This is a genomic window from Phyllobacterium sp. SB3, from assembly GCF_040009165.1.
In the GTDB taxonomy this organism is placed as follows: domain Bacteria; phylum Pseudomonadota; class Alphaproteobacteria; order Rhizobiales; family Rhizobiaceae; genus Phyllobacterium.
Genome location: NZ_JBDYKI010000005.1, coordinates 317,196 through 332,485, shown reverse-complemented (window position 1 = coordinate 332,485; position 15,290 = coordinate 317,196). Strand labels below are relative to the sequence as shown.

Here is a 15,290-nt window from a genome sequence, read left to right as displayed (position 1 = left end):
ATGAGCGCCGGATCTTCGCTCCCCTACCGCCTGAGGCCCAACAAGGCTGTCGACCGAGAATTGTTTCTCTCCCTGTTGATGCGGTTGGCTCCTGTCCTTTCGCTAGAGAAATATCATTATGTCGGCCTCGGCGGACCGTTTCTCGAAGACTTCCGATTGGTTCATGCCAGGCTCGGCGTCGGTCGGATGACCTGCATCGAAACTGAAGCTGAGGTCCATAAACGCCAACTCTTCAATCGGCCAATCGCATCAATCGAGTGTGTCCACAACACGCTCGAAGAATACCTGGACGGGATCGATTTCGATACGCCGGCGATCGTCTGGTTCGACTACACGGAGCCGAAGGGCATCACTACGCAAATCGAACGCTTTGCACTGACGATTGGCGCGGTTCCGCTCGGGAGCGTGCTTCGGATAACGCTAAATGCCAATCCAGAATCGCTCGGGAAGCCGCTCCCAAGCGACATTTCGGTCGAGATCGGTGACGCTGCATCGGGTGACCGTGCGGCAAAGCCAACGGTGCAGGAGTGGCGCCTTGCTCGTTTCAAGGAGCGCGTTGGTCAACTTTTTCCGAGCGGACTATCCCCCGAGGGTATGACGCACAAGACCTATGGGGCGAGCGTACTGCGTGTTCTCAAACTGGCGGTCGAAAAGGAAGCGCTCAATTTTCGTGATCGCCAGATCGTATGGTCACTAGCGACCCACTACAAGGACGGTCAGGCCATGGTAACGGCCGCACTTGTCGTGTGCGCAGCCGCCGACGCTTCCGTTGGAAATCTCTTGAAGGAATGGGAGTTCCTTTCGACGCCGGACGTTCCCCATCGCCTTGATCTACCCGCCCTCTCCACGCTGGAGCGTTTGACCATGGAGTCAAACGACGACATTCGAGAGAAGATGGCCTTCGATCTTCCCAAATCTGATATGGGCGAAGATCCGATAGCGGTCTTCAAGAAATTCTATCGTATCTATCCACATTTCTCTCGCGTCGAGCTGTAGAGATCCATTCGAGGGCGACGCATGAGCTTGACCGTTACTTCAGACCCGCAAATTTGGCTCACAAAGGAGCTGATTTGGCTTGGCCCGTATATGGCAAGGCTGGAGGGCGAGCGCTCGGCTTTTCCGGCCCTCAATGAGGGGCATTGGGTCGTCGCGGCGGAAGCTGATGGGAACCTGAAGCGCGTCGGCAAGATTCTCCGCATCCGGGCCGATCTAAACACAACGATGGTCTATTTCGATCATGTCCATGCTTTCAGCGGGTCGGGAACAATCTCCGACCTCGGATTGACGCTACCGACCGGCCCAATCGCGCGGCTTCGTCCGGAAGATCTCGCGAACATTCTCGCCCTGGATGGCATATCGATAGCCGATGTTCCGCTCATACAGGACGTCGCTTACGTTCGCGATCTGCTCGAGATAGCAGTCCGCGACGATCTTCTCGGCCCCGCCAGTGGGCCGCACGAGCTGATCAAAGACATGAGCGTCCGCGACCGCTACCTAGTCGGCAAACTCGCACCGCGACGGCCGGGCGACACCGATATTGTCGCCGTCGAGCCGGCTGCCGGCGCAGATGAAATCCGAGACATCGAGGACGAGCGGGCGGCACCCATCCATGAGCCCGGTGCTGAGTTCGCGAGCGTGTCAGGGCGCGTGGAGCCGGAGGACGACGCCCTCGACGAAATCGACACCACGAACAATCAGTCCCTCGTGCCGTCCAGCATCGGGTTTACCTTCTGCGTCGCGCCGGGTGTGGAGTCACTGGCCGCCGAGGTTCGGTGGGGACGCTATGAGCGCGTCCCAAGCGACGAACACGATGTAGTCAAGACACGCAAGAACCGAGCGACTGGCCGTGAGGAGGAGACCAAAGTCAGGTTATGGCGGAGAGTCCCTTGCGGCGGATTGCTTTCCCTTTCGCTGAAAGAAGGCCCGTTGCGGCCGGCGACGCCGGATCGTGACCAGCCCGAGGTGCGGCTACAAGGGACTATCCGAACGAATGCCCAAGGGGAGCGCCTCGTCACCCTGTTCCTCGTGAACGGCCAGTTGGAGCCCGACGAAAACAAGGATCGCGCTTGGCTGTTCCAACCTCAAATCTCGGTGGCTGGGCCGGAAGGCGATACTGATCCGGCTATCTTCAGGCGTCGCCCTGCTAATGAAATCGTCGTCGATGATCCGGAACGCGATCGCTTGGCCCTGATTTATCGTAATCGGCTGGAGTTCGCCGTGGGCCACGGCGTATCCGTCCATGCCGACACGACGCTAGAAGATCCCGCAAAAGCTTCACACCTCCGCACGGAAATCATCCCGCGCTACGAGGTCGCTGTGACCGAAACACCAGGTCTCGATTCGTACGATCGCCCTGCCATGCGCCGGATGATCGACGAAGGATGGCTCGACATGGGCCGCCTCGCGGACATGGCACCGCAACAATTGCGGAAGGCCCTTACATGCTTGGTCGAGGACTATGCGGCGTGGATCGGGGAACAGAGAACGCGACTGAAAACCGAGATCGTCGGCTTCGACATTCCGGGACAAGATGTGATCGCCCGCTGCGAAGAGACCCTGCGCCGCCTTCGCGAAGGAATGGACACGCTCTTTTCCGACAATGCTGCGCTATCGGCATTCCGCTTCGCCAACAAGTCGATGGCACTTCAGCGCGTGCGAAGCCTCTACGCCCTCAAACGCAGACGCGGCGAGACGGCCGACGCCGCGCAACTCGACATCCCGAGAAATAGGTCCTGGCGCCCGTTCCAGTTGGCGTTTCTCCTGTTGTCTGTCCCATCCCTCGCCGATCCGGCACATCCAGATCGAACGAAGCCCGCTGAAGCCTTCGCCGATCTCCTCTGGTTCCCAACGGGCGGTGGCAAGACCGAAGCCTATCTGGGTGTGGCGGCTTTCGCGATGGCGATGCGCCGATTGAAGAATGATCTCGGCGGCCTCGATGCATCACGTGGTTTGGCCGTTATCATGCGGTACACGCTACGCCTGTTGACCCTGCAACAGTTCCAGCGTGCTGCGGCGCTTCTGTGTGCTATGGAAGTGATCCGTCGCGCCGACGAGAAGCTCTGGGGCAAGGAACCCTTCTCGCTGGGGCTGTGGGTCGGCAATCGGGTGACGCCGGGTCGAACCGAGGACGCCCATCAAGCAATCGAGGCATTGCGGAACGGCGACCGAAACAAATCTGGTGTCGCGTCGCCGGCACAATTGACGAGCTGCCCTTGGTGCGGGTCCGAGATCTCCGCGGGTCGCGATATCGAGGTCGATCGGATTGCCGGGCGAACGCTTATCCATTGCAGCGACAAACTCGGCACTTGTGAATTCTCGCGTGCCGGCTCTAGCGGCAGCCCACATCCCGGCTTGCCCGTGAAGGTGGTTGATGAGGAAATCTATCATCGTCCGCCGACCATGATGATCGCCACCGTCGACAAGTTCGCAATGATGGCGTGGCGGCCGGAAGTGCGAAACCTATTCGGCCGGGTCGATGAAGAATGCGAGCGTCACGGCCTGCTCTGGCCGGGGCACGATTGCGGCAAGGGGCATCGCGCGCGCGGCGCTCATCGCGCGGCGAGGGTGAAGCCGGTTCGCGCCGCCGTTCGGCCTCCCGATCTCATCATCCAGGATGAGTTCCATCTCATCAGCGGGCCGCTCGGCACCATGGTTGGTCTCTACGAGAGCGCCGTCGATGAGTTGAGTTCCTGGCATCTCGGTGACACAAAGGTCCGGCCCAAAGTCGTAGCATCGACCGCTACGGTTCGGCGTGCCGAAGATCAGGTCCGCAATGTATTCATGCGGCGTACCTCGATCTTTCCACCCACCGGCCTCGACGTCGAGGACAATTTCTTTTCGGTTCAGCGCCCCGTCGACGAGAAGCCCGGCCGCCGCTACATGGGTATTTGCGCCCCCGGCAGCTCCCGACCTGCGGTATTGATCCGGACGTACACGGCCTTCCTCACCGCCGCCCAAGCGCTCTACGATCGCTTCGGCCCGGTCGCCGATCCCTATATGACGCTCGTCGGTTACTTCAATTCGTTGCGCGAGTTGGGCGGAATGAAGCGTCTCGCGGAGGATGACGTGCAGACGCGTTCCTTCCGCGTCAACATGAGCTTGGTCGATCGCCCGGGTTTGTCACAACGTCGCGTCGATGACGTTCGTGAACTCACCTCGCGTGTCTCCAGCCATGACATCCCACGCTATCTCGATCAGATGGAAATTCCATTCACCGGGACCCTGGATCCTGCAACGGGTACATGGAAGGAGCATCGGGCTCCGGGCTCCCCACGCCCTATTGATGTCGTTCTCGCCACCAACATGCTTTCAGTCGGCGTCGACGTGAATCGTCTCGGAGTCATGGTCGTCAATGGTCAGCCGAAGGGAACAGCGGAGTATATTCAGGCGACCAGCCGCGTGGGTCGCTCGCCGCCGGGCCTGGTTGCTACCGTGCTCACTTGGGCACGTCCTCGCGACCTCTCTCACTACGAGACCTTCGAGCACTACCACGCGACCTTCTATCAGCATGTCGAAGCCCAATCCGTGACGCCATTCTCTCCCCGCGCGTTGGATCGCGGTCTTACGGGGGCGATGCTGTCCATCATGCGAAACACTTATGATCCCTTCGCTCCAAATGCGGGCGCTGGCGCCATGAACAGCCCCAGCCGACCAGAGATGACGGAGACGATCCGCGTCGTTTCCGAACGAACCTGGGAGGTCACGGAAGACTCGGCCAAAAAGTCGTTGACCGAACAGGAACTCAGGCATCGTGCCGACGACTGGGCCAAGGAGGCGAGCGTCGGAGGTCGTGCCCTCGTTTATCAAAAATATGGCGCTGGTCCGACGGCCTATCCCCTGCTGGAAACACCGGGCGTGAAGCCCTGGACGGATTGGACCGTACCGATGTCTATGCGCGAGGTCGAACCCGGCGTGAGATTGGTGATGGAAGATTCGCGATCGAACAGTGATCCGGTCTGGCGCGCCCGCGTTGCTCCAGCCGATGGGGGTGATGCATGAGCAAGACGCCCGTCGGTGAAATTCGGCCCAGCCAACTCCTTTGGACTTACGGCCCCGGCGCCCTGATCGATCTGCCCAACCTCTCTGTCGTCACGATGGGCATTGATCGTTGGGAAAAAGACAGGTGCCAGCCCATCCAGGAAGCCCGGTTACTCGCGAACGTTCGAAGTGTTCTCGGCCCGCAGGTGGAATCGCTGAGAATGCCTCCGCTCGGCGACCGTGACGTTGTCGATCCATTCTCCGCTGCGGCTCTCATCGGCGTCCCGGTCAAGCCGTTTCCCCGATGGTTGCGCTGCGTGAAATGCGGTCTGCTGTCGCCGTACGATGCTGGCCTCTTCAAATTGAAAGAGAACCGGTATCGTCCGGAACTGACACGCTTCGTCCATGAGGGATGTAGAGGTTCGAACAACGATCAACGGGCCAAAGACGCCGATGCCGTGCCGGCGCGTTTTTTGATGGCCTGCCGTGAAGGACATCTCGACGATTTCCCGTGGCATTGGTTCGTTCATGGCGGTCCGTCGGATTGCCGCGGGACACTCCGGTTTTTCGAAAGCGGAGCCTCGCTGCAAACCGAGAATCTCTGGGTTAAGTGCGATGCCTGCGGCGCATCGAAGAATATGGCCCAGGCCTTCGGTCAAGCCGGAAGAGACAACCTCCCCGCCTGCCGCGGAAGGCATCCCCATATCGATCGGTTCGATGATGACTGCCCCGAAGATCCTCGGGCGATCCTTCTCGGCGCTACCAATGGGTGGTTTCCGGTAACATTGTCTGTCCTCGCCATTCCTCAAACGGGGAGCCCCTTGGCGCAACTCGTTGGAGATGGCTGGACCTTCTTTGAAGATGTTTCCTCGGCCGACGAGGTCGGATTCGTGGTCAAGACACTGAAGAAGACGGCTCAGCTCCCCGGCATCGATCAGTTCACCAACCAGCAAATTTGGACTGCCATAGAGGCTCAGAGGAGCGGAGGCGCGGACGTCGACCAAAGCGACCTCAAAGAACCCGAATGGCAGGTTCTCACGGCGGACGATCCACCGACCGACTACCCGCATTTCATGAGCCGGAAGGTTGGAGTTCCAAAAGGGTTCGAAACGGCAATCTCTCGCGTCTTGCTGTTGGAACGCCTGCGCGAGGTGAATGCTTTGCTCGGTTTCACGCGCGTCGAATCACCGGACGAGGGATCCGGCGACGATGCTGCGCCACGTGCTCCGCTGGGGCGTTCGGCACCGAATTGGGTCCCGGCGACCCAGGTGCATGGTGAGGGAATCTTCATTCGCTTCGACGCCGGTGCTTTGGACGCATGGGCGGACGAGGATCCGGTCAAGGAAATCGATGCCCGCTTGCGTACGGGACATCGCGGGTGGCGCCAAAAACGGAACCTCGATCCGAGAGAAGCTTATCCGGGCGTGCGGTACGTGTTTCTACACACCTTGACCCACATGCTGATCAGAGAACTGGCTCTGGAATGCGGATATAATGCCGCCAGCATCCGCGAACGAATATATGGAGAAGTCGACGGCGAAAAAGATCAAGCCGGAATCCTGATTTACACCGCCGCCGCAGACTCCGACGGAACGCTTGGTGGCTTGGTCGAATTGGGAAAACCTGAAAACCTCGGACGATTGCTCAGACAGGCTCTGGATCGCGCCCACGTCTGTGCCTCCGACCCTCTATGCTCCGAGCACGATCCTAGCAAAGACCAGTCGCTGCATGGCGCTGCCTGCCACGCCTGTTCCTTCGTCTCGGAAACGTCTTGCGAAAGGGGCAATAGGCATTTGGATCGTGCGCTGGTGGTCCCCACGCTTGAAAACCCGAACGCGGCATTTTTCCGGAGCTCATGATGGGACCGCTCTTGGATGCGGTCGCGAAATTCGTGGCCTTGGTGTCGCCATCGAAGATCGAAGCAATAGCGTCACGACTACGTGGCCTCTTACCTTCCGACCGGGGGCAAAACCTCCAGGAGGTCGTTGGCACACCAGCGGGTCGAGCCGCCTTGGCCGCGCTTATGACTGCTTGGCGGGACACCGCTTTGCCTGGTGATGTCGTGGCGGGAATGCTGTTGGGAGCGGCTCATACCAGGCAGCAGACGCAGCGAGACCATAGCGTTGAGCTCGTGTGGACTGGGCCGACGACGCCGTTCGTCGCGACCCGTCGTACCGAACAGGTGCTCTTGGATCTCATCAGACAGGCGAAACAAGAGCTTTTCGTCGTAAGTTTCGTCGCGTACGACGTGCCTTCGGTCATAACAGCGCTCAACGACGCCATTGATCGAGGCGTCGATACCCGTATTCTCGTCGAGGCCTCCTTGACCCAGGGTGGCAGTTTGCTCGTCGATCCGGTGGCGACGATGAGAAATGCCGTTCCCTTGGCCCGGTTATACGTCTGGACCGATCGCCCGCACCCATTCACCAATGGTCGGGTTCACGCGAAGGTGGCCGTCGCGGACGGAGCCATTGCATTCTTGACGAGTGCCAATCTGACAGGACACGCACTAGAAAAGAATATGGAGGCAGGTGTTCTGCTCACCGGCGGCTCAACCCCAACCAATTTGCGTGATCATATGTTTGCATTGATCGAAACAAAAGTGATTAGATCTACCTAGTTAATTCAGCACCGGAACTATTGCCGTGATTCAGCGTCTGATCATCGATAGCAACATGCTGCAATCGGAACATCTTAGGTACTTTCTCAATACCTCATCTACCAATTTTGCGGTTCTACCCGATTTCGCTTGGTTTGAAATTTACAAGCAGAGATCAATCGAAGCGGTTGCTTCGGCCCTATCCGTGATTGGTGATTTTCCTGAACAGGTCATTGTTTTGAAGTCAGGACGGGAGATCGCGGAAATCGATTCCCGAACGCCAATGATGCCGTCCCTGATGCAGTATGAGGATGCGGCAGGGAGCATTCGAGAAATGGTCGACATCCTGAATGGACCTGGTCGAAACGCGCCAGAGATTCTTGATCAGTTGGATCGAATGTGGGATGGCGCTGTGAATTTTCTTCCTGGCATGCTCGAAGGCGCTCAAGATATAATGGCCTCTCTGCCAGAGATGTCCGAGCAAATGTTCAAGCCCCAGCACCTCCGTATCATTAGGCAGAACTCACGATATACTCCGGAAATGTTTTCTTCGATTTTCGGAGCTGCCGACCAGATATGGGAGACATTGTCAGATGGAGGAGAGCGTCGTTCCACTCCGTCAGGGTTCGCCGAAAATAAAACTCACACCTATCTCTACCGTTATGCGCTTGCGCTCGTCATCTACCTTCTCTGGTGGATCAGGAATGGAAATCAGGCTCAAAAGCGGCTTGATCGAGCGAGAAACGATCTCATCGACCTAAGCTTTGCTGTGTACGGGACATATTACGAGGGCCTGATGACTTCCGACAAGAAGGCGGGATGGATGTATGAAAACCTTCGCCTCGCACTCAATGCCATTGAGATGGAAACGACGACAAACCGGTAATTCCGTTCGCACTTTTGGGGCGTCCTCCGCATGCAGCCGCCCATCGAGTGGACCGCATGTCCTGCGTAGCCACGATAGACGTGGATATACGCGGAAAGCGCCTGACAGACGGCCCTCTTGCCTCTAGCATTTGCAGAATGTCGACCGGGCCTTGGACAGACGAAGAGAATGACCTGATCGTCGTGGACTATTTCACGATGCTTGCTGATGACGTCGCAGGGCGCCCTTATAGCAAGTCTGATCATAATCGACGAATGCTAGAGAAAATCGATCGTTCTCGAAAGTCCGTCGAGTTCAAGCATCAAAATATCAGCGCTGTACTCAAGGGCTTGGGCGAGGATTGGATTCCGGGCTACAAGCCCGCTTTCCATTTCCAGGCATCTTTGGTCGATGCGGTGGCGCGCTGGCTTGCGCGAAACCCGCATTGGCTGGCCCGGAAGCCGAATATGTCGACAAAATCTGCACTGAGGGAGCCTTCGTCCATTTGGATCGGACCTCCGCCGACACATTCGAATCAGCCTCCGCCGCAAGAACTGGAGCAGACGCTCCACATCGCTCGAAAGTTCGACGTTGCGGCGAGAGACGAGCGCAATCGTGTCCTGGGGCGAGCTGGCGAAGAACGTGTCTTGGAACACGAACACGCGGCATTGATCGGCGCAGGCCGTGCCGACCTTGCCAGAAAGATACGTTGGGTGGCGAACGAAGATGGGGATGGACTCGGATACGATGTCGCAAGTTTCACTCCCAATGGCCGATCACGCCTAATCGAGGTCAAAACTACCAACGGCTGGGAACGCACCCCCTTTGAGATAACGCGGAACGAACTGGCGGTGGCCGAGCAGAGGCGATCTGAGTGGTGCCTTTTCCGCCTCTGGAACTTTTCTCGCGAGCCAAAAGCGTTCGAATTATACCCTCCACTGGATGCCCACGTTTCGCTGACTGCGACGACGTTCCAAGCGAGTTTTGGTTGAATAGCCCAAACAAGACCAGTGGCTGTCAATTGGCGTCGCAGCAGGCCGTATCGGCCAAACGCCAGCCTCGATATGAGCGCTGCTTCCACGATGTGAGGTTTCATCGCCTTGGGATGTGCCGATGGGGCCGATATCCGGTGATCGTGAAACTTCCCAAATACCGACCGAAGAGATCAACCGCTCATTGACCCAAGCTCAGCGCCAACGTCGCGCGAGGCATGAGGAATGCGGCAATGTCCTTCATGACATTCGCGAGATCACCCGGATCGTGGGCTACTCCCTCGACGAAAGCGCGCCATTGTCGCTGCTTTTGCGCGTCCTCGGCGAAAGCCGACGTCAGCGCATCCGGCAGGTCTTGAGGTATCGCCGTCTCGCGCCGCGCAAAAGTGGCGGCGATCGCTCTTGGCAATCTGTCGTCGTCGAAGTTGAAGGACCGGCTGAGAATCCAGATGTCGTAGAAATCCTTCATCCGGGTATTAGCCCGCCCCAGGGCCACCATCGCCTGGAATTTCTCGGCAATGACGGTTTCTCGCGCGTAGCCACGCAGCCGGGGCATGGGAAAGTCCAGCATTGAGAGATAGTCCAGCTCTTCGGCAGCAGGCTCCAGCGCATCGCCAAAGCCGATGTCGATCGTCAGACTGATCCGGGCGCCGCTGATCGAGGCCGTCGTCCTCAGCCGCAGCCCGCCATACTCTAGTTCCTCACGAATGCGGTCGACGCGAAGGGCGTCGATGTCGAATTCCACGCCGTCGGCAGCGTCCTGAGTCAGGATTTCGCGGAACGTCGCAAGCATCGGCTCCGCGCTCGGATCGCCAAAGCCCAGCAGATCAAGGTCGCGCGTGCCGCGGTGTGGGTCATCGAACCAACTCATCATCAGCATCGCGCCCTTCAGCACGAAGCGGTCGGCGTGGCGTGACTGGCTGAGCCGGAAGAGCAGCCGCTCCAGGGCGAAGCGGGTCAGGACAAGATCGAAGGTCTGGCCGCTCGTTTTGGAGACCTGCAGCAGGCGGGCGCGAACCGAGGCGCCGATATTCTTTATCTCTTTAGCCATTGGCGGTCAGCGCCTCGAGATAGGGCCGAATGACCGTGGCGACCGTTCCTCGCTCAGCCTGCCTAGCGATCTCGCCCGGCGTCGTCTTGCGCTGGCGCAGCGCTTCCTGAAGGCCTTCGATTGCCACGGACAGGCCAATCTTGTTCCGATACCGGAAGCAATCGGCGATCGTCTTTGCGACGCCGAAGACCTTCACGGTTACCCCCTCGACAGGATGGTTTTCAACACCCTCCGTCAGCAGACGATCTGTGAAACGTACCAGCCGAATGGGCGTGCCTTCGGGTTTCGGGGACCAGTCCTTCTGCCCCACGGCGAGCCAAACCTGCCTCGGGAGCTGATCCGTCAGACCATGAAAAGCCAGGGCCGAAACGAGGCAAACGACGCCCTTGGGAACCCGTTTGGCGGCCTCTGCCAGACTGTGGTGAACGTCGAGGGGTGCATCAGAAAGTTGATAAAGTCCTCGCGCGAGCCGAAGCACCTCGCCGTCGCGTTCCATGCGGCTCATGGTGGCGGCTGTTACGCCCGCCTCGCGCAGCTCTGCCAGGCGCGAAATGCCGCGCGCCGTCAGCACGGTATGGGCAATCTGGCGTTGGGACATGGATGATGGCACGATACGGAAACTCGGAACATAGGACTTACTGTCCGAGGATTTGTATCATTTTTCGCATGGCGAGGAAAGGTGCCAGGTAGAAGAGGCTGCCGCTCTACGAAACGCGTTCGCCTCAAACGGACCCCTGAGCCAACAGCGAAGATTGCTCATCGGGTCACCTTGTACATCCGCACCGGGAGGGGAAAGCCTTCCCCTGCGTCCGAGCCTTTGGTCTCGACCGACCCCTTCTGCGGGGCGGCTGCCCCGCAACGCCCCGCTGAGAGTGAGAGAGTGGACTTGTTTCCGGTGACGGGTTGAAGGTTGGAGAAGAGGTCTCTGACGCCCGTCATGGAGATTGGTCCCATGAATATGCAGGTCCTTGATGCGCGCCGTGACACCAGCGGCGGTTACAAGGTCGATGTCGGCCGTGGCGAGCGGGTCGGCCGCGTCTCGTCAGAGTGGTTCTCGCGTCCGGCCGACGAGCGCTACCTCTCCTTGTCCGAGTTGGCCCACACGGTCCGCGACCGCACCGAACGCAGCCGGACGCGGGTGGTGGAGAGCGCGCTCATCCATGTCGAGGCGAACCGCACCGATTCCGAGCGGTTGGCCCTCATCCTGCCGGGCACGGATGCGGCAATCGCGCCGACACACTGGTCCTTCGGACAACTCGCCAGCCTGGTCGGCGCTCCCGCCGCCTATCTCAGGCAGCTCCCGGCCGCACTTGCCGCCATCAACCTGCAATACGGCCTGACCTCCAATCGGGCCGAGCAGATCAAGACGTTCGAAACCGACACTGGCCGCGTCGAGTTGCGCGCCGTCACAGGCCCGGATTATGGCCGCATCTTCGACCACGAACTGGTCGAGGCGGTGCAGCGCATCGCCGGCAACGGCACGGGCGACACCCGCTGGAAGGTCCCGGGCGTGCTCGACTGGTCGACCGGCATCTACAATCCGCGCGTCGACATCACCAGGGACACCACGACGCTCTACGCCTCGGACCGCGACGTCTTCCTGTTCCTCGTCGATGACCTGAACCCCATCGAAGCCGGCCGGCTGCCTGACGGTTCTCCCGATCTCTATTTCCGCGGCTTCTACTGCTGGAATTCCGAGGTCGGCGCCAAGACGCTTGGCATGGCGAGCTTCTATCTGCGCGCGGTCTGCCAGAATCGGAATTTGTGGGGCGTGGAGGATTTCGAGGAAATCACCATCCGCCACTCCAAATACGCCGCCAATCGCTTCGCGCACGAGGCGGCCCCGGCGCTGCTGAACTTCGCCAACTCCTCGCCGCTGCCGTTCGTCAACGGCATCAAGGCCGCCCGCGAGCGGATCGTCGCCAGAACCGACGAAGACCGCACTGACTTCCTGCGTCGGCGCGGCTTCTCCAAGGCCGAGACCGGCAAGATCATCGACAGGGTGCTGGCTGAGGAAGGCCGCCCGCCCGAGAGCATCTTCGACTTCGTGCAGGGCATCACCGCCGTCGCGCGCGACAAGCCCCATCAGGACGCCCGCCTCGACATGGAGGGCAAGGCCAAGAAGCTGCTCGATCGAGCCGCCTGATTTCCGCAAAGCCGGGGATGCGGTTTTCCGCGTCTCCGGCTTTGCGCTTCCGTGCCTTCCAGGTTTGCCGGTCCGTGGCGTTGCCCCCTTTAGAGGAAGAGGGCGGCGCTTCGCTTCGTGACGGGTTGGAGGTTGAGAGAGAGTCTCTCGGCCGCCCGTCGCGGAGTAAATCCCGATGGCTACTGCCGTTCAGAAGATCATCCTGTCGTCCTCGCGCGACATCCCCTTCAACAAGCTGGTGCTCAGCCAGTCCAACGTCCGGCGCGTCAAGGCCGGCGTCTCGATCGAGGACCTCGCGGCCTCGATCGCCCGGCGCGGCCTGATCCAGAGTCTCAGCGTCTTCCCCGTCGTTGACGCCGAAGGCGTTGAGACCGGCATGTTCGAGGTGCCGGCCGGCGGCCGCCGCTTCCGAGCGCTCGAACTGCTGGTGAAGCAGAAGCGTCTCGCCAAGATCGCGCCCGTGCCCTGCGTGGTCCGTGATCGCGACGGCGCAATCCTTCCCGAGGAAGTTTCGCTCGCCGAGAATATTGAGCGCGCGCCGCTCCATCCGCTCGATCAGTTCCGCGCCTTCCACGACATGCTGACCAAGGGCATGACCGAGGAGGAGATCGCCGCTGCATTCTTCGTGCCCGTCAACGTGGTCAAGCAGCGGCTGCGCCTCGCAACCGTCTCGCCCGTCCTGCACGAGGTCTATGCCGACGATGGCATGACGTTGGAGCAGCTCATGGCCTTCACCGTCTCCGAAGACCACGAGCGTCAGACCCAGGTCTGGGACGCGATCAAGGACGCCTGGTCGAAGGAGCCCTATCAGATCCGGCGCATGCTGACCGAGACCACGGTGCGCGCCTCCGACAAGCGTGCCGCCTTCCTTGGCATCGAAGCCTACGAGGCGGCTGGCGGCATCGTCATGCGCGACCTCTTCCAGGCCGATGATGGCGGTTGGCTGCAGGACGTCGGGCTTCTCGATCGACTTGTCGCCGAGAAGCTGAAGGCCGAGGCCGACGCGATCGCCGCCGAAGGCTGGAAGTGGATCGAGGTCGCGGTCAGCTTCCCCTACGACGCGGTACGCGGCCTGCATGAGGTCTCCGGCGCGCCGATCGATCTGTCGGCCGAGGAACAGGCGACCATCGAGGCGCTCACCGCCGAGCAGGCCAGGCTCGAGGCGGAATATCAGGACGCCGACGAACTGCCCGACGAGGTCGACGAGCGCCTGGGCGAGATCGAGACGGCTCTGGCCGCGTTCGACGATCGCCCCGAGCAATTCGACCCGGCCGACATCGCCATCGCCGGCGTCTTTGTCAGCATCGACGCCGACGGATCGCTTTCGGTCGATCGCGGCTTCGTCCGGCCCGAGGATGTGCCTCAGGTCCGGACCGATGGTGAGGAAGGATCGGAGACCGATACCGAATCCGCTGGCACCGCGAGCCCCTCGGTGCAACGCGCTGTCATCACTATCGGCGGCCGGCCTGTCGAACCGGAGGAGGACGATGAGGACGACAGCATCAAGCCGTTGCCCGAACGCCTCGTTGTCGAGTTGACCGCCTACCGCACCCTAGCGCTGCGCAACGCAGTGGCTGAAAACCCGCACATCGCCATGACGGCGCTTCTCCATAAGCTCGTCTCTGACACCTTCATGACCCGCATGTACACGGGCGCCATGGAGGCCGGGGTGAAGCACATCTTCTTCCCCGTTCAGGACGAGGCGCTGAAGGACAGCCCCTCCGCGCGGGCCGTGCAGGAGCGTCACGACGCCTGGGCCAGCGACATCCCGAAGGACGATGAAGCCCTTTGGGATTGGCTGGCCGGGCTCGACGATGCCAGCCGCATGGCTCTGCTGGCGCATTGCGTCAGCTATGGCGTTAACGCGCTCTACGAGCGGCCGAACCCGCACAGCGCTGGTGGCGTGTCGCAGCACACGCTCGACATGAGGCTCGCGCAGGCCGACCGGCTGACGCGGGCGACCGGGCTCGACATCGTCGAAGCCGGCTGGCGCCCGACCTTCGGCAACTACCTCAACCGTGTCACCAAGCCCCGCATCCTCGAAGCCGTCCGCGAAGGCGCCGGCGAGCGAGCCGCCGAGCTTATCGGGCATCTGAAAAAGGGCGACATGGCCAAGGAGGCTGAGCGTCTGTTGGCCGATAGTGGCTGGCTGCCCGAGCCGCTTCGACTTGCCGGCGTTGATGGCGATCCGGCATCGGAAGTGGACGGCGGTGGAGAAGCCGACGGGGCCGAGTTGCCTGACTTCCTCAGCACCGACGATGGCTCTGAATCGCCGGCTGATGGCGAGGATGACGAACGTCACCTCGTAGCCGCCGAATGAGTGGCTCGCGGGGCGGCTTCGGCCGCTCCGCTCCTCTCCCCCAAATCGAAGGAGCGTTCGCATGGTGCAATTCAGCCCCGCGTCGATCCGGCGCGTCGTATTCCAGTATCTCGTGCCGGTCCACGTCGAGGTCGAGGATGGCCTCGTTTCCCGAGTGACCGTCATCGACGAGACGCCTGTCCGCGACCCCACCGTGGTCGACGGCGACCCCGAATACCTCACCCAGGCCGTGGCGGCCGCCGACGACGGCCAATCCTGGCCGTCCTGGCAGTTCGGCTACTAGCCCTCCTAGCCACGATCCCGACCCACACGAGCCCGGCCCAGCGCCGGGCTCTTTTCG

The 15,290-nt window shown here is 60.7% G+C and carries 11 protein-coding genes; 9 read left to right on the top strand and 2 right to left on the bottom strand.

Annotated features, from left to right (window positions below; genetic code table 11):
* The 6 genes from ABKW30_RS20415 (at nucleotide 1) to ABKW30_RS20390 (ending at nucleotide 9,433) form a co-directional block, all read left to right on the top strand.
* A complete protein-coding gene (locus tag ABKW30_RS20415; RefSeq protein ID WP_348600750.1) occupies nucleotides 1-996 on the top strand; it encodes an O-methyltransferase in 996 nt (331 codons plus the stop codon).
* Between the two features lie 21 nt (nucleotides 997-1,017).
* The gene (drmA, locus tag ABKW30_RS20410; protein WP_348600749.1) at nucleotides 1,018-4,998 is read left to right on the top strand and encodes a DISARM system helicase DrmA; all 3,981 of its coding nucleotides are present in this window, start codon (nucleotides 1,018-1,020) and stop codon (nucleotides 4,996-4,998) included.
* Nucleotides 4,995-6,836: a DUF1998 domain-containing protein gene (locus tag ABKW30_RS20405; protein WP_348600748.1), complete on the top strand. Its 1,842-nt coding sequence runs from the start codon at nucleotides 4,995-4,997 to the stop codon at nucleotides 6,834-6,836. The genes drmA and ABKW30_RS20405 overlap by 4 nt, the downstream gene beginning before the upstream one ends.
* Nucleotides 6,833-7,597 carry a DISARM system phospholipase D-like protein DrmC gene (drmC, locus tag ABKW30_RS20400; RefSeq protein WP_348600747.1) on the top strand — a complete coding sequence of 255 codons (765 nt, stop codon included), beginning with the start codon at nucleotides 6,833-6,835 and terminating at the stop codon, nucleotides 7,595-7,597. The genes ABKW30_RS20405 and drmC overlap by 4 nt, the downstream gene beginning before the upstream one ends.
* 25 nt (nucleotides 7,598-7,622) lie before the next feature.
* Nucleotides 7,623-8,462, top strand: a complete 840-nt coding sequence (locus ABKW30_RS20395) for a hypothetical protein (protein WP_348600746.1) — start codon at nucleotides 7,623-7,625, stop codon at nucleotides 8,460-8,462.
* A gap of 137 nt (nucleotides 8,463-8,599) precedes the next feature.
* Complete coding sequence (locus tag ABKW30_RS20390; protein WP_348600745.1) at nucleotides 8,600-9,433, top strand: DUF3883 domain-containing protein; 834 nt, start codon at nucleotides 8,600-8,602, stop codon at nucleotides 9,431-9,433.
* Between the two features lie 181 nt (nucleotides 9,434-9,614).
* Here ABKW30_RS20390 and ABKW30_RS20385 read toward each other — a convergent pair whose 3' ends face one another.
* Nucleotides 9,615-10,484 (bottom strand): nucleotidyl transferase AbiEii/AbiGii toxin family protein, encoded by an 870-nt coding sequence (locus tag ABKW30_RS20385; RefSeq protein ID WP_348600744.1) that lies wholly within the window; start codon nucleotides 10,482-10,484, stop codon nucleotides 9,615-9,617.
* Complete coding sequence (locus tag ABKW30_RS20380; protein ID WP_348600743.1) at nucleotides 10,477-11,094, bottom strand: type IV toxin-antitoxin system AbiEi family antitoxin domain-containing protein; 618 nt, start codon at nucleotides 11,092-11,094, stop codon at nucleotides 10,477-10,479. Before ABKW30_RS20380 ends, ABKW30_RS20385 begins: the two co-directional genes overlap by 8 nt.
* 342 nt (nucleotides 11,095-11,436) lie before the next feature.
* Between ABKW30_RS20380 and ABKW30_RS20375 the strand changes: the two genes are divergently transcribed.
* The 3 genes from ABKW30_RS20375 to ABKW30_RS20365 all read left to right on the top strand — a co-directional run bounded on the left by ABKW30_RS20375 (nucleotide 11,437) and on the right by ABKW30_RS20365 (nucleotide 15,233).
* On the top strand, nucleotides 11,437-12,630 hold the full coding sequence (locus ABKW30_RS20375; RefSeq protein WP_348600742.1) for a DUF932 domain-containing protein: 1,194 nt from the start codon (nucleotides 11,437-11,439) through the stop codon (nucleotides 12,628-12,630).
* 175 nt (nucleotides 12,631-12,805) lie between these two features.
* A complete protein-coding gene (locus ABKW30_RS20370; protein ID WP_348600741.1) occupies nucleotides 12,806-14,950 on the top strand; it encodes a ParB N-terminal domain-containing protein in 2,145 nt (714 codons plus the stop codon).
* Nucleotides 14,951-15,011: 61 nt separating this feature from the next.
* Nucleotides 15,012-15,233: a hypothetical protein gene (locus tag ABKW30_RS20365; RefSeq protein ID WP_348600740.1), complete on the top strand. Its 222-nt coding sequence runs from the start codon at nucleotides 15,012-15,014 to the stop codon at nucleotides 15,231-15,233.
* Nucleotides 15,234-15,290 lie beyond the last annotated feature (57 nt).